Annotated in this window: 23 protein-coding genes and 1 tRNA gene; 4 read left to right on the forward strand and 20 right to left on the reverse strand. The window is 49.3% G+C overall.

Annotated features, from left to right (window positions below; all coding sequences use genetic code 11):
- Nucleotide 1: 1 nt before the first annotated feature.
- Both GII36_RS04010 and GII36_RS04015 read right to left on the reverse strand, forming a co-directional pair.
- Nucleotides 2-1,168, reverse strand: coding sequence for an SDR family NAD(P)-dependent oxidoreductase (locus GII36_RS04010; RefSeq protein WP_260762714.1), 1,167 nt, complete (start codon nucleotides 1,166-1,168; stop codon nucleotides 2-4).
- Nucleotides 1,169-1,220: 52 nt separating this feature from the next.
- On the reverse strand, nucleotides 1,221-2,246 hold the full coding sequence (locus tag GII36_RS04015) for a D-alanine--D-alanine ligase family protein (protein ID WP_260762715.1): 1,026 nt from the start codon (nucleotides 2,244-2,246) through the stop codon (nucleotides 1,221-1,223).
- A 46-nt stretch (nucleotides 2,247-2,292) separates the two neighbouring features.
- Here GII36_RS04015 and GII36_RS04020 point away from each other — a divergent pair, with 46 nt between their 5' ends.
- A complete protein-coding gene (locus tag GII36_RS04020; RefSeq protein WP_260762718.1) occupies nucleotides 2,293-3,462 on the forward strand; it encodes a replication-associated recombination protein A in 1,170 nt (389 codons plus the stop codon).
- Here the strand turns inward: GII36_RS04020 and GII36_RS04025 are convergent.
- From GII36_RS04025 to GII36_RS04055, 7 genes are all read right to left on the reverse strand, one after another.
- A complete protein-coding gene (locus GII36_RS04025) occupies nucleotides 3,459-5,186 on the reverse strand; it encodes an alpha-amylase family glycosyl hydrolase (protein ID WP_260762720.1) in 1,728 nt (575 codons plus the stop codon). The two genes, GII36_RS04020 and GII36_RS04025, sit on opposite strands and share 4 nt — an antisense overlap.
- Entirely contained in the window at nucleotides 5,186-6,766 is a 1,581-nt protein-coding gene (treF, locus tag GII36_RS04030) for an alpha,alpha-trehalase TreF (protein WP_260762722.1), read from the reverse strand. The genes GII36_RS04025 and treF overlap by 1 nt, the downstream gene beginning before the upstream one ends.
- Nucleotides 6,767-6,812: 46 nt before the next feature.
- Nucleotides 6,813-7,613, reverse strand: a complete 801-nt coding sequence (locus tag GII36_RS04035; protein WP_260762724.1) for a ZIP family metal transporter — start codon at nucleotides 7,611-7,613, stop codon at nucleotides 6,813-6,815.
- A 54-nt stretch (nucleotides 7,614-7,667) separates the two neighbouring features.
- Nucleotides 7,668-8,105: an NUDIX hydrolase gene (locus tag GII36_RS04040; RefSeq protein WP_260762726.1), complete on the reverse strand. Its 438-nt coding sequence runs from the start codon at nucleotides 8,103-8,105 to the stop codon at nucleotides 7,668-7,670.
- A 99-nt stretch (nucleotides 8,106-8,204) separates the two neighbouring features.
- Nucleotides 8,205-10,028 carry a translational GTPase TypA gene (typA, locus tag GII36_RS04045; RefSeq protein ID WP_260762728.1) on the reverse strand — a complete coding sequence of 608 codons (1,824 nt, stop codon included), beginning with the start codon at nucleotides 10,026-10,028 and terminating at the stop codon, nucleotides 8,205-8,207.
- A gap of 115 nt (nucleotides 10,029-10,143) precedes the next feature.
- A tRNA-Val gene (locus GII36_RS04050) sits at nucleotides 10,144-10,220 on the reverse strand.
- A 43-nt stretch (nucleotides 10,221-10,263) separates the two neighbouring features.
- On the reverse strand, nucleotides 10,264-10,944 hold the full coding sequence (locus GII36_RS04055; RefSeq protein ID WP_260762730.1) for a hypothetical protein: 681 nt from the start codon (nucleotides 10,942-10,944) through the stop codon (nucleotides 10,264-10,266).
- 226 nt (nucleotides 10,945-11,170) lie between these two features.
- Here GII36_RS04055 and GII36_RS04060 point away from each other — a divergent pair, with 226 nt between their 5' ends.
- Both GII36_RS04060 and GII36_RS04065 read left to right on the forward strand, forming a co-directional pair.
- Nucleotides 11,171-11,620 carry a phospholipase D-like domain-containing protein gene (locus GII36_RS04060; protein ID WP_260762732.1) on the forward strand — a complete coding sequence of 150 codons (450 nt, stop codon included), beginning with the start codon at nucleotides 11,171-11,173 and terminating at the stop codon, nucleotides 11,618-11,620.
- 1 nt (nucleotide 11,621) lies between these two features.
- Nucleotides 11,622-11,837 (forward strand): hypothetical protein, encoded by a 216-nt coding sequence (locus GII36_RS04065; RefSeq protein WP_260762733.1) that lies wholly within the window; start codon nucleotides 11,622-11,624, stop codon nucleotides 11,835-11,837.
- Here the strand turns inward: GII36_RS04065 and GII36_RS04070 are convergent.
- Together GII36_RS04070 and GII36_RS04075 are read right to left on the reverse strand one after the other, a co-directional pair.
- Nucleotides 11,834-12,400 carry a TraM recognition domain-containing protein gene (locus GII36_RS04070; RefSeq protein WP_260762736.1) on the reverse strand — a complete coding sequence of 189 codons (567 nt, stop codon included), beginning with the start codon at nucleotides 12,398-12,400 and terminating at the stop codon, nucleotides 11,834-11,836. The two genes, GII36_RS04065 and GII36_RS04070, sit on opposite strands and share 4 nt — an antisense overlap.
- 65 nt (nucleotides 12,401-12,465) lie before the next feature.
- Nucleotides 12,466-12,873, reverse strand: coding sequence for a cytochrome b5 domain-containing protein (locus GII36_RS04075; RefSeq protein WP_260762738.1), 408 nt, complete (start codon nucleotides 12,871-12,873; stop codon nucleotides 12,466-12,468).
- Nucleotides 12,874-13,153: 280 nt separating this feature from the next.
- Here GII36_RS04075 and GII36_RS04080 point away from each other — a divergent pair, with 280 nt between their 5' ends.
- Nucleotides 13,154-13,537 (forward strand): hypothetical protein, encoded by a 384-nt coding sequence (locus GII36_RS04080; RefSeq protein WP_260762740.1) that lies wholly within the window; start codon nucleotides 13,154-13,156, stop codon nucleotides 13,535-13,537.
- Here GII36_RS04080 and GII36_RS04085 read toward each other — a convergent pair.
- From GII36_RS04085 to GII36_RS04125, 9 genes are all read right to left on the reverse strand, one after another.
- Nucleotides 13,534-14,187, reverse strand: coding sequence for a DUF305 domain-containing protein (locus GII36_RS04085; protein ID WP_260762742.1), 654 nt, complete (start codon nucleotides 14,185-14,187; stop codon nucleotides 13,534-13,536). The genes GII36_RS04080 and GII36_RS04085 overlap by 4 nt on opposite strands.
- Nucleotides 14,188-14,197: 10 nt before the next feature.
- Nucleotides 14,198-14,833, reverse strand: a complete 636-nt coding sequence (locus GII36_RS04090; protein ID WP_260762744.1) for a DUF305 domain-containing protein — start codon at nucleotides 14,831-14,833, stop codon at nucleotides 14,198-14,200.
- A 17-nt stretch (nucleotides 14,834-14,850) separates the two neighbouring features.
- Nucleotides 14,851-15,369, reverse strand: coding sequence for a DUF3105 domain-containing protein (locus tag GII36_RS04095; protein ID WP_260762747.1), 519 nt, complete (start codon nucleotides 15,367-15,369; stop codon nucleotides 14,851-14,853).
- Nucleotides 15,359-16,036, reverse strand: coding sequence for a DUF305 domain-containing protein (locus GII36_RS04100; RefSeq protein ID WP_260762749.1), 678 nt, complete (start codon nucleotides 16,034-16,036; stop codon nucleotides 15,359-15,361). Before GII36_RS04100 ends, GII36_RS04095 begins: the two co-directional genes overlap by 11 nt.
- A gap of 464 nt (nucleotides 16,037-16,500) precedes the next feature.
- Nucleotides 16,501-17,433: a YHS domain-containing protein gene (locus GII36_RS04105; protein ID WP_260762750.1), complete on the reverse strand. Its 933-nt coding sequence runs from the start codon at nucleotides 17,431-17,433 to the stop codon at nucleotides 16,501-16,503.
- A 10-nt stretch (nucleotides 17,434-17,443) separates the two neighbouring features.
- A complete protein-coding gene (locus GII36_RS04110) occupies nucleotides 17,444-19,552 on the reverse strand; it encodes a copper-translocating P-type ATPase (RefSeq protein WP_260762752.1) in 2,109 nt (702 codons plus the stop codon).
- Nucleotides 19,549-20,454: a cation diffusion facilitator family transporter gene (locus tag GII36_RS04115; protein WP_260762754.1), complete on the reverse strand. Its 906-nt coding sequence runs from the start codon at nucleotides 20,452-20,454 to the stop codon at nucleotides 19,549-19,551. Before GII36_RS04115 ends, GII36_RS04110 begins: the two co-directional genes overlap by 4 nt.
- Before the next feature lie 43 nt (nucleotides 20,455-20,497).
- Complete coding sequence (locus GII36_RS04120) at nucleotides 20,498-20,755, reverse strand: DUF305 domain-containing protein (protein ID WP_313900704.1); 258 nt, start codon at nucleotides 20,753-20,755, stop codon at nucleotides 20,498-20,500.
- Complete coding sequence (locus GII36_RS04125; RefSeq protein ID WP_260762756.1) at nucleotides 20,756-21,040, reverse strand: metal-sensitive transcriptional regulator; 285 nt, start codon at nucleotides 21,038-21,040, stop codon at nucleotides 20,756-20,758.
- Nucleotides 21,041-21,181 lie beyond the last annotated feature (141 nt).

Consider the following 21,181-nt stretch of genomic DNA (forward strand, 5'->3'; position numbering starts at 1 on the left):
GCTAGACTGCAGACCAGCCGCCGTCAGATGGCAAGATAGCACCGTTGACGTTGGTGCCGTCGTCGCTCAAAAGAAACGTAATAGATGCCGCCAACTGATCGGCCGTCGTCGGTGCGGGCATAACGGCCGACGCGACACCGAAGCGATCGAGGAACATAGGCGAGTCAAATTTGGCTTCGATATTGGTTGCCACGCCACCCGGCGCCACGGCGTTGACGCGAATACCCGTACCGGTATAAGCAAATGCCGAGCTCTTAGTGAGGCCGATCACTGCGTGTTTGGAGGCCGTGTAAGCTGCCCCCGCTGCAGATCCGCGTAGACCAGCTTCGCTGGTAATGTTGACGATTGAGCCGGCTTTTTGCTCCAGCATCTTTGGTACGATTGCGCGCATCAGCTTCATAGTACCGACTACATTCACATTCATGACACGGTTCCAAGTAGCGTCGTCTACTTCGTGAACTGGCGTCATGTTGTCCATGATACCGGCAATGTTCGCCAAGCCATCGATGCGTGTACCAGCCACTTCTACAATCTTCGCTACGCTCTCATCGTTTGTGATGTCGCCCGCCACTACTTCGATCTGCGCACCCGCGAGCGACGCTTTAAGCTCATCGAGGCGCTCCTGCGAGATGTCAACACCAATCACACGGCCACCTTCGCGGGCGATGCGCGAGGCGGTGGCACGGCCGATACCAGAACCGGCACCCGTCACAATAATGGTTTTATTGGCGAAGCGGCCGTCGGTAATCTTTTCTACCCATTCGTCAGGCTCTGAGCTCGCAGTAGAGGCTACAGGCGTTTCGGGCGCCGGTGCAGCCGGTGCTTCCTCGGCAGACGGAGCCTCGGTCGACTCCACTTGTGTCTCGGTCGGTGCAGCAGTTGCCTCTCCGGCATTGGCTTTTTGTACCATGTCGGCAATCATCTCGTCGGTCATCTTGCCACCGCTCATGCCGGCGACACGCTTCAGTGTCCATCCCTTGACAGGCGTGAGAACCTTTTCGTTTTGCCCAGCCTCGGCTAGCATACTACGAAAGATAGTGCCACCCACCGGATGATCCAGCCACTCGCGAATCGTCGAGTCTGCGCTCAGTTGTGCCGGTGTGCCACTCTCTGTTGTAGTAGTCTCTTGCTTTGGTTCCTCTGATTTATCTCGACTGAAAAAGCCCATAGATATGTATTCCTGTTTGTGTTTATGGTTTTATACATCCAGTATACTCCGCCTACTCTTTTGGCTCAAGCGCCGCTTCGATGAGTCGCGTGATCAAATCGCCGTACGAAATACCCGCTTGCTGCCACAATTTCGGATACATACTGATATTTGTGAAGCCAGGCAACGTATTAATCTCGTTGAAATATATATCACCAGTGCCCGTCAGGAAGAAATCTATACGCGAGAGACCACGACAGCCAAGCTCCGTATAGATTGTTTTGGCTGCATCGCGAATTTGATCTGAGATATCAGCTGGTATATCTGCGGGAAGCTGGACACTCGAACTACTTCCACTACTATATTTATCGTCATAACTATAGAAATCTTCACCAGGTAGAATCTCACCAACCACGCTGATCTCACATGCGGGCGGGTTACCTATAGCCGCCACCTCAAGCTCACGTACATCAAGCGCCTGCTCTATGAGCACAGTATCGTCAGACTCCAGTGCAACGGCAAGTGCACGCTCCAGCTCCTTACTACTCCGAACTTTATTCACTCCCACAGAGCTACCAGCTCGCGATGGTTTAACAAATAGCGTATCGCCCAAATCCGTGCACAATGTATCATAATTCGGCGGCACTTCACCGCGTCGATACACTCGATATGGCACCACTTGCACTCCGACACTTGTTGCTATACGTTTGGCAATTACCTTGTCCATACCTGCTACACTCGATGTCATGTCACACCCAACGACCGGAATATGTAGTAGTTGTGCCAAACCCTGAACGCTACCGTCTTCGCCATTTTTGCCGTGCAGGACAGGGAGTATGACGTCGGAATCAATAATTTCATCGCCAACAACAAACCCCGCCTCGCCGAGGCTAGGTAATAGTTGCTGTGTCACATCGACTGTGCGGTAGCCATCAAAATCTCGTACGTGATACCAGTGGCCATTTTCGTCGATATAGCCAAGTGCCACATCAAACCGCGACGCATCAATTGCCTCATAGACATTGCGCGCCGACATGATCGACACGTCATGTTCGCTTGATTCGCCACCGAAAAGTAAGAGAACTTGTGTAGGTTTCATATACCTATCATACGCCAGTTACACGCCAGTCGGCTATAATGGAAGTATGGAGCGGGTACCACTGGCCGAACGCATGAGGCCAACAACATTAGATGAGGTAATTGGGCAAACACACCTCCTTGGCGACAAGGAGATACTGCGGTCTATTGTGAAGAATAAAGAGCCAGTGAGTCTGATACTCTGGGGTCCACCTGGTAGCGGCAAGACCACGCTAGCTCGTATCATCGCGCATGAAGTTGAGGCTGAATTCGTAGAGCTGAGTGCTGTTACGAGCGGAAAAAAAGATGTCGAACGCGTCATAGAACATGCTCGCCAAAACTGGAATTTGCAGCTCCGTACAATCCTCTTCGTTGACGAAATCCACCGCTTCAATAAGGCGCAGCAAGACGCGTTCTTGCCTCATGTCGAGAGCGGCCTTATCACACTCATCGGCGCTACTACTGAAAATCCAAGCTTCGAAGTGATCACGCCACTACTTAGTCGCACTCGCGTACTACTACTCGAGCCACATAGTAAAGCAGATATTATGGCCATCGTTACACACGCCGTAGCAGAACTCGGCAAACAAAAAACTGTCACAGACGAAGCAATCGACTATCTGGCAGAGCTCTCTGGCGGCGACGCCCGCGTAGCGCTAGGCAACCTCGAGCTTGCGCTCAATATCGGCAAACGCAAAGTCACGGCCGACGTGGTGAAAACTGCTGCCCAAAAACGCGTCCCCGGTTACGACAAAAAGGGCGACATGCACTACAACATCATCTCCGCGTTTATCAAAAGCATGCGCGGTAGCGATGTCGAGGCGACACTGTACTACCTAAGCCGCATGATCGACGCCGGTGAAGATCCCAAATTTATCGCACGGCGTATGGTCATCTTCGCATCTGAAGATATCGGCCTGGCAGGCAATGGTGCACTCGGACTAGCACTAAGTGCGTTCCAGGCCGTAGAGCGACTCGGCATGCCCGAGAGTAATTACGTCCTTTACCACGTAGCCACCGCACTGGCGCGAAGTCAAAAGTCTCGCGAGACAACTGATCTCATGCACCGCTCTAAAGATTTGAGCGCTCGCTTCCCCGATTCACCGGTACCAATCCACCTCCGCAACGCGCCGACAAAACTCATGAAAGACCTCGGCTACACCGAAGGATACGAATGGAAGGCAAACTTCAAGCACACCAAAGGCTTCTTACCTGAAGACGTAGCCGACAGCCTCTAGAGCTTTTTGATCACCGATACTTCGTCTGGTTCGAGGGCTACTCCAGCACGTACATCGACACGGTGACTGCTCTGCTCGACAGATATACTCGACAATACCTGTTCACCGATCACAAAATGACTGTCCGATACGCGCACACTGCCTTGTTTGTCGCGCGAGAAATTGACAAGTACTATCAGCTGATCGCCCGTCTCTTCGTCTTCGCGCCCATACGCCATCACTTGGTCGTTGTCGGTATGTAGTGGTACATACTTGCCATTTTGTGCCGACGGCAATTCATGCGTGAGTCGAATAGCCGCACGATAGAGTGACAGCGAAGATGTGTCATGCTGTTTTTGACGCATCACCGCTTTGTGTGCATCGGCTTGATTTGCTGGTAGCCACAGATCTTTTGGATCAGCATTTGAAAAACCAGCATTTGGTAATGTATCGTCCCACGGAATCGGCGTGCGCTCTGGATCGCGTAGCCCATTAGGATCTTGCAAACGCCAGCTTGGTATCTCGGCATCTACCAGTCCTAGCTCCTCACCGTTGTAGATGAAGCGCATGCCAGGCAGAAACAGGTTGAGCACCGCAGCTGCACGTGCGCCATTGTCGCCCAAACGACTCGCCAAGCGTGGTTTGTCGTGGTTGCCGTTGACCTGATTTGCCACGGCATCGCGTAGCAAGCGCTCATAGTAATAATCCATCTGGATCTTGCGACTTCCTGCATCCCAAGATGCCAGCAAACCACCAAAGTTAAATGTGCTAGCTACTTCAGGTGCGATGGCATCTATATCGCGCAGATCCGACTCACCCATGTAGGCCTCGAGAATCATGCGCAGATCGCGATGCTCGTACACTTCATCTTTGAGCACTTGGCACATTTCCCAGATATATTCGTGAAGTGTTCGCGGATAATTACAGCTCTGAAATTTTTGTAGCTGGTCGTACGGATTTTCATACCATTCTTCGTTGTAGGCGGTATTCACTTCTTCGTCGGGCAACTCCATGTTTTTGCCGATGTGATTGATAGCATCGACACGAAAGCCATCGACACCGCGATCCAGCCAGAAGCGCATGGCGTCTTTCATGGCTTCGCGCACATATGGATTACTCCAGTTGAGGTCGGGCTGTTCCACGGCGAAGCTATGCATATAGAATTCCTGGCGCACATCGTCCCACTTCCAGGCAGAAATAGGCGGCGTCCACTCTTGCTCATGAAGCCAGTGCATCTCGCCACGTTCACGAGCTTTGCGGTTGGGTATAGAAAATACACTTGCCCAGTTGTTTGGCGGCTGGTGTTCTCCATGCTCGTCGACGCTGCCAGGATGCCAGATATACCAATCATCATAACCATCTTCCTGGCGACGAGATTTTTCGAACCACTCATGCTTGTCAGATGAATGATTAGGAATGAAGTCGACCATGAGGCGGATGTGTTTGGCGTGTGCAGCTTTTACGAGTGAATCAAAATCTTCGAGGGTGCCAAGTGCTGGGTGTACATTTTTGAAGTCCGCAATATCATAGCCACCATCTACCATGGGTGACGGGTAAAATGGCGACAACCAGATGGCATTGACGCCCAGCGACTCAAGATACGATAATCGTTCTTCTATGCCACGAATACTCCCGTGACCAAGTTGTGGCTCTCGCCCACTATCCTCGGCAAATGTCCAGGGATAGATCTGATATACTACCGCATTTTGCCAAGTAGAGCTCTGACGCGCCTCATGCACATCCATTATTTGGCATCCTCATCTTTCAGCGCAGCATAGACTCCATTCGTCCAACCGAAGCCATCTTGCAGTGGATACTCACCACCCCCGCCGACACGCGATTCATGCGCAACGTCGTATTTCTCAATCATCTTGTGCTTGGTAGAAAACACCAGCTCGGTACTATGGAGCCAGCGGCGCCGAATCTCATCTGCAAGCTTGTGATGCCCGTACTCGCGCAGCCCCTGTATCGCCACCCATTGGAGCGGTGCCCAACCGTTTGGCGAGTCCCACTGCTGGCCGTTGTCGACGAGTGTCGTTACTAGTCCACCATCTTTCAGGAAGTCACGCTCTAGGCGTTCGGCTACCGCTTTGGCTTGCTGAGTGGTCGCGATTTTGGCATAGAGCGGAAACACACCGGCTAGAGTGAGGCGTCCTGTGGGGTGTCCGGCACGAAAATCATAGTCACTAAAGAACTGCTGCTCTTCATCCCAGCAGTAACGCAAAATTGTCTGCGCGCGCTTGTCGGCAAACGCCTGAAACTTGCGTTTCAGCAGTGGCTGGCGAAGTAGCTGATACGTCTCAGCTATTAACATTTCCTGCTGATACAGTAGGCAGTTCAGATCTACTGGCACGATATCAGTGGTATGGATCGTCTCGATATCCTGCACATTACGAAACCAGCGCGAGCTAAAATCCCAACCGCTCTCTGCACCGGCGCGCAGATCCAAAAACAATTTATCTTTATTTGCATTAGCTGAGCGCTCAGCCGTCTCTAGGTCTTCTCGAAGAGACTCGGGTCGCGGCGTCGCCTTGTTATCGTAATACCTATTGAGTATGACACCGTTTGGCATGCGCACTACACGCGCATACGCCTGATGATCAATATGTTCATTAACTGAGCGGCGACCTTTCATCCAGAAGCGGTATTCAGCCACTAGTGCTGGCAAAAATTCTAGCTGCGTGCGAGTGCGACCACGATGCGTACCCAGCAGTTTTACCATATGTGAGAAAAAGGGCGGCTGCGATCGACTCAAAAAGTATGTACGATTCGCCGTAGGTATAAAGCCAAACTTTCGTATCATGTACTGGTAATTCTGCATCATACCGTGGATCAAGTCCCAGCGCCCGTCTGCAGCAAGACCCAACATGATGAAATACGTGTCCCAATAAAACTGCTCGCTGAAACGCCCTCCTGGCACCACATATTCATGTGGCAGCGCCAGTAGTGATCCTCGGTCTTTGCGATTGCGACGCTCAAGCTCTGTCCACAGACCCCGTACATGATCGCGCGGTGACACGCTGGGTGAAAACGTATATTCTGGCTCACGGTCCGGCATAAATTCATAGAAATGCCGACTCACAAAATCACGTAAGTCGAAATTCGGATCTTTTTGCGCGAGGCGATATTCTTTTTTGATCTGGTTGGCACGTTTTCTTGGTATCAGATCGACAAATGTCTTGCCATCGTCGTACACTTGACGCGCCTGCACTTCGCGGAAAAAATCACCAAACGCCTCGTCCGGGCTCTTGGACGGAGAAAGCAACTGGCCCGTCGTTTTGACGAGCGCAGTTTTGAGCTTGTGTGACACAGTTTTTGCCGGCATATACTACGTAGTATACCGCATGGTGCTTATGTTTGCGAGACCGGCACTAGTGCGTGTGCTGCTCTGTCGCATCGTGTTCATGACCGCCGATCATGTCGTGCGCAAGCGTTGTTGTCACCCCGACGAATAGCACCCCCAACAACAGTACCGCCGCCTGAATGTTGGCTGTACGCCGTTTGGGCTCCGCATGTATCGTCGGGATGATATCACTCGCTGCAATATAGATGAAGAACCCAGCCGTAATTGCAAGCAGAATCGGCTCCGAAATAGGCACACTACCGCCAAGTGCATATACAAGCACTGCACCTACCACCGTCGCCAGCGCGCTCAGTAGATTTGCCAGTACGACATTGCGCTTTTTCATGCCTTTTGCGAGCAGCAGGCCAAAATCGCCAATCTCCTGTGGAATCTCGTGCGCTGTAATGGCGATAGTGGTGATGATACCCGTCACCGGACTTACTAAGAACGACGCACCGATGGCCAAGCCGTCAATAAAATTGTGCAGTGTGTCGCCAATGACGATGAGTGACGAATTACGACGATAGCGCGGATTGGCATGCTCGTGCTCGTGGTGATGATGAAACCAACTGAGCGAACGCTCCAGCAGAAAAAACACCAGAAAAGACGTCAGCACCACAAGTGAAATTACATGTGTGTCACTACCCTCCATCGCCTCTGGCAGTAAATCGACAAATGCCGCAGCGAGCAGTGCACCTGCCGCAAACGGTACCGACACGCGCTGCAACCTGTCGACGCCCCATTTGCCATACAGCAGGTACACACCACCTGCAAGGGATATGACACTACCGAAGATGGCAGCTATAAGCAAGAGAATCCATTCGTTCATATACGTTCAGTATAGCGCGGAGCGACTTTGTTGCAAATTTGTCGCAAAAATTGCCTATTCTGCAGCCGTGACAACATGTGATCGGTCAACCGTCCATTTATAGACAAGTTGCTCAGCCATATTGATACTGTCGCGAAATTTCGCGGTATCGCGATATGCCACAGCCAGCACATCAACCCCTCTGGTAGCTGGTGGCGGCGTCTCGCAGTCTATTTCATACACGATCCACAGCAAATACGCGTGTCGCCAGGGGAGATATCGCGGCTCTAGACCTATTGGGCGAAAAGTGAAGTTACCCTCGTACGCTACTTCCTCCTTAAGCTCGCGCGCCAGCGCTTCGTGCTCTGTCTCGCCATGATCCATACCGCCACCAGGTAGCGACCATACCTCGGAGCCTTCTTGGACACACAGCACCTTTCCTCGCTCATTACGAATAACCGCCTTAAGAGATACGCGGTAAAACGCCTCCGGATACTTACTACTGCTTTTCATCTTTGTAACCCTTCTCCAAAAGAGAACTCTCGCTCTTTTGGAGCGAGAGTTGGCATATCTATCTTTTTATTATAGCAAATTTTACGCTTTTTTGCAAATTTACTTCTTGCTAGCGCGCTTGCGCTCGTTGGGATCGAGGTAGCGCTTGCGAAGGCGGAGGCTTTTCGGCGTAACTTCTAGTAATTCATCGTCTTCGATGAAGTCGATACACTGCTCAAGACTCAGGTCGGTGTAAGGTGTCAGCTGCACCACACCATCACTCGAGCTTGAACGCATGTTGGTAAGATGCTTTGCCTTACAGACGTTAATCTCCATGTCTTCCGAGCGACGATTGAGACCGATGATCATACCAGGGTACACAGTAGTACCAGGACCGACATAGAGCTCACCACGCGCTTCAGCTGCTTGCAGGGCATATGGTGTCGTAGTACCAGCTTCGAACGAGATAAGTACGCCGTTACGAGTTTGCGGCAGCTTGCCGCTCATAGGCTGGTAGCCATGCGGGAGGCTGTTCATGATGACGGTACCTTTTGTGGCGGTCAGTAGCAAGTTTCGTAGGCCGATTAGCGCACGTGTCGGGATAATGTAGGTCATACAAGCAGTACCACTGCTTGTCTGCTCCTGTCCACGCATTTCGGCGCGGCGGGCACCAAGCTCTTGGCTCACGGCACCGACGAATTCTGGCCCGACTTCGATTAGTAACTCTTCAACGGGCTCTTGCACTACGCCGTCGATTTCTGTCGTCACTACCTGTGGGCGACCAACTTCGAACTCGTAGCCTTCGCGGCGCATCGTCTCGATAAGGACCGACAGGTGTAGCTCACCACGACCAGATACAGTGAAACCAATACCATTTTCTACCACACGTAAACTCACATTGGTCTCGAGCTCACGGTTTAGACGGTCACCGATTTGACGTGATGTGTTGAACTCGCCCTCTTTACCCTTGAGCGGGCTGGTGTTGGGACCGAGATACATACTAAGTGTTGGCGCTTCGATGTCGATAGTTGGCAATGCCTCTGGATTTTCTTTGTCGGCAATCGTGTCGCCGATATGCGCGTCGGCAATACCAGTCAGTGCCACGATATCGCCTGCACCGGCCTGCTCTATTTCTTCACGGTTTAGACCACGATAGCCGAAAACTTTGTCGATGCGACCGTTGATACGTACATCGTCGCGCTTCATAAGCGTCACGGCGAGACCTTTTTTGACCATACCGCGCGTGACACGACCGATCGCATATTTACCGAGGAACGAATCGTACTGCAGACTTGTGACCAGCAGCTGGAACGCGCCGCTCTCGTCGACCGTTGGCGCCGGGATATCGCTCACGATGGAATCAAAGATAGGTGACAGATCAGCATGCTCGCTTGGGTTGTCCGGCATTTCTTTCCAGGCTTTGCCGTCGCGGCCGATGGCATAATAGACTGGATAGTGCAGCTGATCATCGCTGATAGCGAGTTCAAGAAAGAGATCGGCTACCTCATCCAGCACTTCGTCGATACGACGCGATGGCTTATCAATTTTGTTGATAACCACTACAGGCTTGAGGCCAAGTTCGAGCGCTTTAGAGAGCACAAATTTGGTCTGTGGCATCGGGCCTTCCTGCGCATCTACGATGAGCAGTACACCATCGGCCATGTTGAGCGTGCGCTCTACTTCACCAGAAAAATCGGCATGCCCAGGTGTATCGATGATATTGATTTTGTAGTCGTCGTGGTAAATACTTGTCTGTTTGGCGGTAATGGTGATACCGCGCTCATGCTCTTGGTCGCCCGAATCCATGATGAGTTCTTGGTTCATCTCGGCTTGGTTGTCGCGGAATGTGTTAGATTGTTTGAGTAGTCCATCCACCATGGTCGTCTTTCCGTGGTCAACGTGCGCAATAATGGCGATGTTGCGAATGTGTTGTGCGTCTTTCATAAAATAATGCCCGTTTCTGACGAGCTCCTTTAGTGTTATTTTAACAGATTAGAAGTGGTTATGCAATTGCTCCGTACCATAGAAAAATCCAGTCCGCGTGGACTGGATTTTTCTATGGTGGGCGCTGAGGGGCTCGAACCCCCGACCCCTTCGGTGTAAACGAAGTGCTCTAGCCAACTGAGCTAAGCGCCCACATCTCGGAATAGTATAGCTCATCTGTTAGAAATGTGCAAGATCATTGACGCGGCGCATGGAAAAATGCCGGAACCTCAAGTGCCCCCATGCCTTTTTTGCTTTCGCCAGCACTTTGGTTGAGCTTAGTCACTACGTTTTGTAATGACGCAAGTGATACGATCGTGGGGTTGCTTGAGATATTAATCTCATCTTCTTCTGGCACTTCGATCTGCGGCACTGGTACTATGACATTTGGCGTCAGCCTGTAATCATGCTCGTCATTGGCAGTTAATTTCTGGCCGCCCATCAGATGCTTCAACATCGTCAATAACCGCTGGTGATCTTCTTCATCAAACAGTAGCTGCAAAGACACTGCATCCGGCGTCTTTCGGTCCACGTTATTTTGGCCATAAAGATATGTGGTGGCAAGGCCGTGCACTGCGATATCCTTGGTCCATAGACGTTTGCTATACGTTTGTACATCACTCAACCGTTCGCGCAAAGTGTGGTCGCCCGAATGCTGCTTATTTGAAGCCATGCCGTCGGGTAGAAATGGAATCTCATAAGGAACCCGCGCATAGAAAAAACCGCCTTGACGGCGACGCATAAACTCATATGACCTATTCTGGAGCACCCGCCCCAGGACATTCGTAGATAACTCTTCATTCAATCGAAACCGCACACTGCCATGCTCGTGCGATGCGGATGGCTTATGGGACCTCGGTAATGACTCAGCTGTCATACTTTTAGTATGAGACAGTATGGTTCGCACTGTCAATCATATTTTTGGCCAAACAAAAACACCGCTACAGGCGATGTTCTTATTTTGGTGCGCCACATCGACTTGTCATGGAACACTCTAGAACCTAGTTTAGTTTTGATGCATCAAAAACTAACTGATCTAGGCTGGGTATATTATAACGGAGAAATCCATATTGTCGAGCCTGAAACAGAGGAGAGTAAGCACCATGTTTAGTAAAAGCACTCTCTACGACCAGGACACGTTCTATAGGGCGTTTATGCGCGACCTGCTACACAGTAAAGACGAAGTGATTATCGAGAGTCCGTTCATCACGGAAAAGCGCATGAGGACACTTCTACCTATCTTTGCTAAGCTACGCAGTCGTAATGTACGGATAGTCATAAACACTCGTAATCCAAACGAACATGACGGCGACTACTATTATCAAGCACTTAACGCTATCTACGAGCTGCAAGCGCTGGGCGTTACGGTGCTGTATACCGCCGGACATCATCGCAAGTTAGCAATACTTGACCGCAAGGTAGTGTATGAGGGCAGCCTCAACATATTATCGTTTAATGATAGTTGTGAGATAATGAGGAAAATAGCATCGGAGAAAGCGGCTAAACAGCTATGCGCGTTTATCGCTATCGACCGATATGCGAGGAGTAAATAAAATGACAGATTTCAAAGAATACGAAGCAAGCCAAGAAGATATTGATAAGGTCGTTGCCTACTTGAAGACAATCGACCCCGAACACGCCACACCTCAAGATGCTATCGACTTCTTGACGCAGTATCAAGAGAAGTTTCATCAGCTCGGCACGGTATTGACTGACGATGAAATGAGGCAGCTATACGACGAGTTTGCCGAGTCTCGTAACAACAGCTAAAGTTCGTCAATCATTGGTTCACTTGTAGGCTGGGGCTTTGGTTTAGCCCCTCCTTTTTTGTTCTTTTCTGCCTTTGGCTTGCTGGCCTTTGGCTGCTCTTGTTCTTGCTCTATCACTTCTTGCTTTTTTGCAAACACCGACCGCGAGTGCTCAACGATAGCAGTGCGTGTCTTGATATCGCCATCGTCCGAGAGTAGTAAGGTCTGTCCCGATAGTGGTTCTTGGGCTTTGACGGCCGACAACTTGGCATAAAAGTTAAATGCTGGCAGATTGCTTATTTCACCCTGTTCAATGTAGGGACTAAATAGCGGCAATAGTACCCTCTCATCTTGTGGGTTGCCTGTCCTGAAAGTAATGACCGTACCGACGTTTGCCATGATGATACTGACCATTTGTTGATCGCTCTGCTGCGAGGTGGACTGTTCGGCCATCGTCAAAAATAATTTATATTTACGAGCCTCGGATAGCATTTGCACAAAGCTTGTCGTCGCAAAGTTCTGGAACTCGTCAACATAGAGGTAGAAAGGGCGACGCTTCGACTGTTCCAGCCGAGCGCGTCGCATACTGTACAAGACCCTTCAAAGTAATGTAGCACATAAAACATCAGATGGTCAATATCCCAACCCCTCTACTTTGCAAGAGTTCCTAGCTTCAGTTGGTCAAGTTGCTCTTGAGCCGCTTGACTGTGTGGTGTACCCGAACCAATAGACTGTCCATCCTTCGTTGTACGTGAAGTAAATAGAGTCGTTGCGTCTGTGCCGCAGGCTCGAAGTACTTCATCACCTCCAGGATGGCGATTTATGAAATCGGTAAGTTCATAAACCTGTCCCGAGATAATCGTCCAACAATCGGTTCTTGAGTTATGAGAAGCTACTTCATTTAAAGTAAACGTTTTTGCTTGCTGTTCGGTGGAGGTATTGTTAGGTACTCCAGAGTTCTTATTATTCTGTCTATCGATAAGCACCCATAAACCAAATCCTATCAAAACCAATAGGATCAGTGTGGTCGCCGAGAATATAGCTATACTTTTCTTCATAACGAAGTATGTCCTTTCTCCAGTATAATGAAACTAGATGCATTACTTTTTTAACCGTTACCGTGCATGGATTTTGTTTGTCTTTGTATCTGCCATAAGTATTATACTCTGGCTCATAACATTATCGGGCAGTGTCAGGTCAATGTACCAATTTTTTCCTATACTTGGGGTGCTAGCATGGACAACAATGTGGGTTCACTACGTTGCAAGTTCTATCGGTAAGCCTGCTAATAGCAAGCGATTCGCAACGTGGACTGGACATATAGTTCTATTGTTCATAGTGATACATCCCAGTATTTTTTTGGTGCAACGCTTCCTCGATACCGGCTTACTGCCTCCAGAAAGCTATATCAGTTACGTTGGCTCGTATCGTGCGTGGGCAGTGGTGATTGCGATAGCCGCACTGGTAACATTTTTGCTCTATGATGTCTTAAAACATTTTCGTAGCAAACTCATTGCTCGTGGCATATGGCCGTATGTCGGTCTACTTCAAGCCTGTGCTATGGCGGCGATTTTCATACATGGCCTAACGCTTGGGACAAGTATGATCAGCGACTACTTCATGACGTGGTGGATATTCTTAGGCGTGTTGCTTGTTCCATGTCTTGTAGTACAGGTCGTTCGTGATTTTAAAGTATCCGATCGAACAAAAACAGAAGTTTAATAACCCCAGTCTTTTTGCCACTGCTTCATCTGCTCGATTTCTTTTGTCTGCGCGCTAATAACGGCACTGGCGAGGTCTTTTATCTCTTGGTGTTTTGCATTGGTCGCGGCGTATTGAGACATTTCAACTGCTTGCTCATGATGAAGAATCATTTGCTTCAGGAACTCTTTGTCGTATGCCTCACCTTTTAAGCCTTGTAATTTATTTTGCATCTCTACCATATCTCCGCCCATGTCCATACCAGCACCGCCATGGCTACCATGACCACCACTCATCGTTTCTTTATAGCCCCATGATTTTTGCCATGTTCGCATTTGCATGATCTCCGCGCTTTGACTCTGCACGATATTGCTCGCGAGTGTGCGAATCTCATCCTGAGCAGTGACTGCCATTGCTTGTTCTGACATATTCAGAGCACCTTCGTGGTGAGCCAGCATGTCGGCAATGTACGCCTCATCAAATGCATCTCCCTTTAAGTTTGCATATTTATTATCGCTTGCGGGTTCTTGTTTCTTTTCTTCTGTTGCTGTGTTGCTTGTCTGTATTGCTTCCTCTGGCACTGGTTTTACGGAAAAAACCACAAAATACCAAACGGCAGCTGCGGCAATCGCAAGTACGACAATCACAGTGATAAATATTTTATTCTTCATATAACCTCATCTAATTTCCTTTAGCTTGTAATTGTTTCATTGTCTGCATTTCCTCGGTTTGTTTTTTCACGGTCTTGTTCTTGAGATTTATCATCTGACCAAACTGCATGCCCTTTAAATACTCTGCGTTTGATATTTCATTTGCACCCTCATGATGGGCAATCATCAAGCGCAAGAATAGCTTATCTACCGAACTGCCTGTAGCAGATTCAAGTTCACGCAGATCACTGAGGCTTGCCATCCCAGGAAGAGTCGGGTACATATCGTGGCCTTCCATCTCAGGAAAATCAGACAGATTGAAATATGTCTCTTTCCACTCGGTAAGCCAGTTAATGTACTGTTTGGTGTCACTCGTTAGCTCATCGCTGATACGTACCGCCAGTTGGCGAACTTTGTCGTCGCTCGCATTTTTCTTCGCGATGTCCGCCATCTGGATACCCTGCTGATTATGGACGATCATTTTCTTCGCAAAATCAGTATCCATGTAGTTATGCTCGTTTGGGTTAGCCGGTTTCTCACTTTTACTTGCTGACGGCATCGGCTTACTTTCTGGAGCGGAAGCTGACTGGTTTTGTGAAAACCACCAGCCTATTGCTGCTGCTCCGACTGCGAGCACAATAATCGTTCCTACAACTATCTTTCGCATATTTTTACCTCCTTGGCCTATCGTGCAAGCGGTTCGGGGCTTTTGCCCAGATTACGCGCAACATAGTCTTCTATTTTTTGCTGATCATACGCCAGTAATGTTTCACTCCTGCGCCATGAGCTTAATTCTATCGGCGATTTATTGGTTGCTCTTGGTGCAAGGACTATCTTGGTTGGTTGAAACTTTGGATTCGCAAAAGGTGCTGACAAAAGTCGGGTCAATTTATCAACTTGGTCTTTCGGTAGGCTTGGTTGGTATGAAATGTAGATTCCCCCATGCTCCATATTGTGTACCAGTTGATCGTCGCGGACTTCTGTATCGTACACGCCCCACGAAACAGGGTTTGCGTGAGCACCAGAAGTTGGCGGCTGGTCACCGCCATACTTCTTGCTGTCCACGTGTTCACGGCCGTGGTCACTTTGCTCAACCCCTGGACGTGGTGGTTCCGGTGGTTTGTTTGCCTTTGCAGCAATGATTGCTCCAGTAAAACCAAGAATAACAACTGCCAATACAATGGGCAGGGTTCTAATTTTCATAGCCCCAATCTTTTTGCCACTGCTTCATTTGCTTGATTTCTTGTGTCTGAGCAGAAACGACAGCCCTGGTAAGATCTTTTAGCTCTTGGTGCTGTGCGTTCTTCTCACCAGGAGCAGCCATGTCGATAGCCGACTGGTGGTGCATAATCATCTGCTCGATAAAGGCTTTATCAAACTCATCACCCGTCTTTCCCTCTAGGGCGCTGTTCATACCAGCCATCTCATCCATCATACCCATAGCGCTGTGATCCATCATGTTGTCGGCACTTGTCGATGGATAACCCCATTCTTTTTGCCAAGCCGTCATCTGACTAATCTCACCCTCTTGAGCCGAGATGATGTCGTTCGCCATATCTTTCAACTCTTGGTGCTTGGCATTTTTCTGTGCCAGCTTTGCCATATCAACAGCACCTTGGTGGTGGGCTATCATATTGGCGATGAAATTACGGTCGTATGTCTCACCACTCATGGCTGCGTACTGCTTGTATGTAGCACTATTGGTGTCAACGAGCGAGCCATTGTCTGTAGAGCCGCCCATATCCATGCCGGACATGCTGTCCGTATTTGATTTAGTCGTGTTGCCACGCAAGCCGTAGTAAAGTGCGCCGCCAGCTACTGCCAGCACGAGCACAACAGCAATGATAGTAAATAATTTCTTATTGTTCATAGATACTCCTAGATTAGCTATTTAACGGTATTCGTAAATAGCTAATCTCAAGCGCGAAAGACAGCGAGCCTTATAAAAGCTGGCGTGCTGTCAGGAGGTGGTTCTCTATCTAGGGCAGCTCTTGTCTCTTGACCGTGCTTTTCTTCAAGGGCTAAGAGGGGCGATGTTTGGAACTGAACATAAAATGGAGGTTGCGGCTGGTCGTCCTCGTCTTTGTCAGTCTCCTTGATGATCTCATCTTTGTGAAGAGTTACTGTGGTACAGGCAGTAAAACAACTTGACGAACTCGTCTGATGAGATGCGCCGCCCATTGAGTGTCCCATGCTGCTCATAGGCTGTAATGCGGCTGCATGTACACCTAACGACAGTACGCTAAGTACTGTGAGCATAAATACGGAAACAACTCCATGGAAGACTCGTTTCATATCTCTATTTTACCGTACTTTGCTCTAAGCGTCATATTTCTAGTAGTTTGCCTCGCTGTAGTGAGGGAAGAAATCTTGATGGAGATTATCATTAGCAAGCCCACTCTCTTCTAATTGCTTACCGAGGGCCTCCACCATTGACTCGGCACCTGAAATATAAACCTGTGACGAACTAATATTGGGCACGAGTTCTGTGAGTTTTTCGGTAGTGAGCTGCTCTCCGATAACATAGTGCACCTTAAACTCTGGATGTCGCCTGCTGGCTTCTTCAAACTCCACTTTGAATGGTAACTCATCAGTTCGACCATTATAAATAAGCGTTGCCGACACCGGCTGTCCGCTATGGCCTCTGGCTTTGAGCATACTGTAGAACGGGGTGATACCGATGCCACCCGCGATAAATACCAGCGGCTTTTCACTCTCTTGCCAGACAAAATCACCATCCGGCTGCTCAACAAGATTGATCGTGCTGCCGATTGGCAGCGCAGCGAGCGCCTGCTTAAAGGTGGTATCGGTAACGCGAGTTGTAATCTGAATATAGCCGTCATGGGGCATCGATGAGATTGTAAACCAGCGTTTCGTTCCCTCATCATCAGGATTATCATGAGGCAACTCAATACGAATGAATTGGCCTGGTGTCCATGAGATCGGTGTGTCCGCCTCGAATCGAAACGCCCAGACATTATCTGCTAGGTTCTCTTTGCTTGTGAGCGTGAGGGTATCGGTGCTATGGGTTTGATGGGTATATTTTTCAGGGTTTTTATCGAACAGTTGTACGCACGTCGCGCAGCAGAAATAGTAGGTCTGTCCGTCATGTTGGCGGCTATGACCAAGCGCCTCTGCCTCGGCTTTGACGACGACATCGCCTGTCACTGGACAAATCGCCTGCGTATCGTCGAGCGTCGCTGGGTCAACGGCTGGCGCATCGCCGTGATGATGGTGATGATGTTCGTGATCGTGATGGTCGTGCATAATCCCTCCTTTACAACCGTACTTTTCGTAAAAACTGCGCGTTTATAGCAACAACGATGGTCGATAGCGACATCAGTACCGCGCCAAACGCTGGTGACAATACAAAGCCGAGTGCTGATGTCACACCTGCCGCAAGCGGAATTGCGAGGGCGTTGTAACCGGTTGCCCACGCAAGGTTCTGTACCATTTTGCTATACGTCTTTTTCGAGAGCGTGACGATTTTAGCAACCCCGCGCGGGTCACTGCTTGCCAGTACGATACCGGCTGATTCAATAGCAACATCAGTACCAGCGCCAATCGCAATACCAATATCGGCTTGCGTCAGGGCAGGCGCGTCATTGACGCCATCGCCGACCATTGCCACGCGGCTGCCGTCTGTTTGTAATTTCTTGACGGTTTCGGCTTTGTTTTCAGGTAGTACCTCGGCAAAGTATTCTTTGATACCAAGTTCCTTAGCTACCCATGCGGCCACACCCTTACTATCACCGGTCAGCATAGCGACGCGCTTGCCCATACTATGCAGCGTTGCCACGGCTTCTCTTGATTCTTTGCGTATCACATCGGCCAGCATGATCGCACCTAAGACATTTCTGCCCTCGATGACATACACAACCGTCTTACCATCGTCCGAGGCTTTTTTGGTTGCCGCTCGCAGCGCGGCATCAAGCCGGACGGCGCGTTCTTCGAGGATTCGTGGGCCGCCAATATAGACAGACTTGCCGTTGATCGTTGCTCGTACACCACGACCAGAAAGTGCCGAAAAGTCAGTGGTGTGAATTTCCGGCACATTTTGACCGCGTGCATACTGGAAAATAGCTTTCGCAATTGGGTGTTCTGATTCGCGCTCTAGTGCAGCAGCGAGACTCAACATGCGGGTCTTGTCTTTCGCCACGACATCAACAACACCTTGTTCGCCTTTCGTAAGCGTGCCGGTTTTATCAAACAGTATCACGTCGATATTTCGCGCTGCTTCAAGTGCCATGCGTTGCCTAACAAGTAGGCCGTTCTTGGCGGCCAATGTGGTCGAGATGGCCGTGACAAGTGGTACGGCGAGGCCAAGGGCGTGCGGACAGGCGATTACTAGCACCGTTACAATACGCTCTAAAATAAATCCGGCCGATGCGCCCGCAATCCACCACGCAATCCAAGTAATCAGCGCTGCGCCAAGGGCAACAAAAGTTAAGTAAAACGCGGCTTTATCGGCTAGTATCTGAGTATTTGACTTGCTGGTCTGCGCTTCTTCGACGAGTTTCATAATACCGGCGAGTGCCGTATCATTACCCACTTTTGTCGCTTTGATCGTCAGTGCGCCGCTGGCGTTAATTGTGCCACCAATCACTTCGCTATCTGGCTTTTTGGCTACCGGCTTTGATTCGCCGGTGAGCATAGATTCATTGACCTCGGACGAGCCTTTAACGACCACACCATCAACTGGCACCCCAGCGCCTGGGCGGATTAGTAGCAAGTCGCCGACTTTCAGTTCACTAATCAAGACTTTTTTCGTTGTATCGCCGTCGATTAGCTCTGCCTCGTCAGGTAGTAGCTTGGCAAGCTCATTGAGTGCGCCCTGTGCATTTTGGACGGACGCCATTTCGAGCCAGTGGCCGAGCAGCATGATCGTCACCAATGTTGCTAGCTCCCACCAGAAGTCCATACCGCTGACCACCTTGAATGTGACAAGCAGGCTATAGACGAACGCCACAGATATTGCCATCGAGATGAGTGTCATCATACCCGGCTGGCGAGCCGCTAGTTCGCCTCTGGCACTTTTGAGGAACACTAAACCGCCATAGAGAAAAATAGTCGTACCGAACACGGCCGGAATATACTCGCTGCCGGTAAACATGAAATTCAGCCCGAACCAGCTTTGTACCGTATGCGAGAAAACGAGGGTCGGTATAGTCAGTAGCAAGCTCAACCAAAACTTTTGCTTGAACATGTTGGGACTATGCCCGGCGTGCTTGTCGTGATCGTGTCCGTGTTGCTCTGGCTTTTGTTTTACTTTTTCGAGCGCCATGTGGCACTTTGGACACATGCCAGGCTTGTCCGAGGTCACTTCGGGATGCATTGGACAAACATATACTGGCTGCGAATGTCCTTGATGGTGTGTATGGTTCATGCCTGTTTCTCCATACTTTTATACTCAATCTCTTTAGGATCGCTTTCAAAGAGACTACTATCCTCTATCTGAATAGTTGAAAGATTGAATCCATACTTCTTCTCTAGTAGCTGCTTGGCCTGTATGAGGACGGACTGGGCGTTACGATTGCTTGCAACAACAAGGTGACCAGAAAATGTTTCGATACCACCTCCCACGGTTCGTGCGTGTAAATGATGCGTTGCTTCTACACCTTTGATTGATTTTAAGTCTTTATCTATGAGCGTTATATCGATACGAGTTGGTGTTGCGTCAATAAGAATGCGTAATGCATCCCTGATGATTCCGTAGGCTGCATATATCAAGATGATTGCGAAGATGAGTCCTGCCCAAGTGTCGGCTTCGTATACTTGGCCAACTTCGATAAAGATTGCAGCAATAATGACTGCAATACTGCCAAGAAAGGCGTTCATAACATGCCAAAATGAACCACGAATATTTAGGTTTTCTTTTTGACCTCTATACATAATTACAAGCGAAGCTATTTCAAGACCTATCCCTCCGATTGCCATTGCAAACATCGGAGCGGCACTCATTTCTACAGGATTAGCTAGGCGATCAAGGCCACGGACTATAATGAATACTGCCATACCAAGCAGTAGAACTCCGTTAGTGAGTGCTGCTATTGTCTCTGCTCGCCGAAATCCGAATGTACGCTTTGTTGTGGGTTTAGTATGAGTGAGCTTAATTGCCACTAAAGAAACGCTTATAGCAACTACCGTAGACAACTCATGGGCAGCATCGGCGAGCAGCGATAGACTGCCGCTCACCAATGCTACTGTTATCTCGGCTATAAAATACGTCAACAATAGAGCTGCGCTTATTTTCAGTGCCTTTGTATTTGTAGAGCCGTGACCAATCATATAGCTATCACTGCCTTTCTTGTGTCAAAACTATCAACTTTCATTAGTAACCCCAATCATTTTTCCACTGCTTCATTTGAGCAGTTTCTTTACTTTGAGCTTCAACGATTGCCTTTGCCAAGTCTTTCACTTCCTGATGCTCGGCGTTCTTTTCACCAGGCGCAGCCATATCAAGCGCTCCTTGGTGGTGCATGATCATCTGCTCGATAAATGCCTTATCAAACTCATCACCGGTTTTGCCTTTAAGCTCGTTTTCCATACCGGCCATTTCGTCCATCATACCCATAGCCGAGTGATCCATTTATTTCCCCCGAATGTTGTTTAGCTCATACAGTTTCATCATTTCTTCAATGGCTTTATCTTGCTCGGCAGGGTCGTGTGATCCCAGCGAGTGAGCCATGTGAGTACGCAGGTGGTTTTCTAGAATGAGCTTGTTGAGCGAAGCCAGTGATTTCTGAATTGCGAGGCTTTGCGTCAAGATGTCCATACAGTACACCTCGTTGTCTATAGCCCTTTCGAGCGCTTTGAATTGACCCTCAATCCTATGTGAACGATTTATTGCTTGCTTCTTAATCTCGGCTATCATACGTCTATGATATACCCTATGGGAGTATATTTCAACTATGTATTAGCAAAAAGTTTACGGCTTGCCAAAGCTGCAAAGCTATTTTTCTTTCAGAAAAACAGCCAACTCCCCAAACGACTAAAGTCGTTTACGGAGTTACGT

Source organism: Candidatus Mycosynbacter amalyticus (genome assembly GCF_025273655.1).
Lineage (GTDB): Bacteria > Patescibacteriota > Saccharimonadia > Saccharimonadales > Saccharimonadaceae > Mycosynbacter > Mycosynbacter amalyticus.